Origin of the sequence: Streptomyces sp. SID3212 (assembly GCF_009865405.1) — a bacterium.
In the GTDB taxonomy this organism is placed as follows: Bacteria; Actinomycetota; Actinomycetes; order Streptomycetales; family Streptomycetaceae; genus Streptomyces.
On the sequence record NZ_WWJY01000503.1, the window covers coordinates 1 to 1,344 of the forward strand.

At 75.1% G+C, this 1,344-nt stretch carries 2 protein-coding genes and 1 pseudogene; all 3 read left to right on the plus strand.

Annotated features, from left to right (window positions below; genetic code table 11):
- Nucleotides 1-200: pseudogene (locus GT042_RS15180) on the plus strand (aldo/keto reductase); the annotation flags it as partial.
- On the plus strand, nt 197-508 hold the full coding sequence (locus GT042_RS15185; protein ID WP_161309240.1) for an L-rhamnose mutarotase: 312 nt from the start codon (nt 197-199) through the stop codon (nt 506-508). The pseudogene GT042_RS15180 and the gene GT042_RS15185, both read left to right, overlap by 4 nt.
- 6 nt (nt 509-514) lie before the next feature.
- On the plus strand, nt 515-1,344 hold an 830-nt coding region (locus GT042_RS15190; protein ID WP_161309241.1), incomplete at its 3' end, for an amidohydrolase family protein.

The following is a 1,344-nucleotide window of genomic DNA, read 5'->3' on the forward strand; positions in this document are numbered from 1 at the left end:
GCCGTCACGGACTGCCGCTGCGCGCCGCCGCCCTGCACTACCCGCTGCGGCACCCCGCCGTCGCGAGTGTCCTGGTGGGCACCCGCTCGGCGGCCGAGGTACGGGACGCCGCCGAGCAGCTCGCGCGGGACGTCCCCGAGGACCTGTGGGCGGAGCTGCGGGCGGGCGGCCTGCTCGCCGAGGACGGGACCGAGGCGTGAGGGTCGCCCTGCGCACGTCCGTGCGCGCCGACCGCGTCGAGGAGTACGAGGCGGCCCACCGGGAGGTGCCCCCGGCGCTGACCGCCGCGATCCGCGCCGCCGGGGCCACCTCGTGGACGATCTGGCGCAGCGGCACCGACCTGTTCCACGTCGTGGAGTGCGAGGACTACGCCCGCCTCCTCGCCGCGCTCGACCAGCTGCCGGTCAACGTCGCCTGGCAGGCCAGGATGGCCGAGCTGCTCGACACCGTGCACGACTACTCCGCGGCCGGCGCCGACGCCGGCCTGCCCGTCGTCTGGGAGCTCTGACGCATGATGACCCCGCCCGCGAACGTCGTCGACGCCCATCACCACCTCTGGGACCTGTCGGTACGCGACCAGGACTGGATCACCGGACCCGCCCTCGCGCCCCTGCGCCGCGACTTCACCCTCGCCGACCTGGAGCCGGAGGCCCGCGCGGCCGGGGTGACCGCCACCGTGGTCGTCCAGACCGTCACGGTCGCCGAGGAGACCCCGGAATTCCTCGCGATCGCGGACGCCAGTGACCTCGTCGCCGGGGTGGTCGGCTGGACCGACCTCACCGCGCCGGACGTCGCGGACACCCTCGCGGCCCTGCGCGCGCTGCCCGGCGGCGACCGGCTCGTCGGCATCCGCCACCAGGTCCAGGGCGAGGCGGACCCGGAGTGGCTGCTGCGCCCCGACGTCCAGCGCGGACTGGCCGCCGTCGCGGCGGAGGGACTCGTGTACGACCTGGTGGTCCAGGTCTCCCAGCTGCCCGCCGCCACCAAGGCGGCCGAGCTGCTGCCCGGCCTCACCTTCGTCCTCGACCACCTCGGCAAGCCGCCGATCGCCTCCGGGGCCATCCAGCCCTGGGCGGACCACGTCGAGGCGCTGGCGGCCCGGCCCAACACGGTCTGCAAGCTGTCCGGCATGGTGACCGAGGCGTCCTGGGACTCCTGGACCCCCAACGGTCTCCGCCCCTACGCCGACATCGTCCTCACCGCTTTCGGCCCCACCCGCCTGATGTTCGGCTCCGACTGGCCGGTCTCCCGCCTGGCGGCCTCGTACGCGGAGGTCCTGGACGCGGCCCGCACGGTGACGGACGGCCTGACCGAGGCGGAGCGGACGGAGGTCTTCTCCACGAC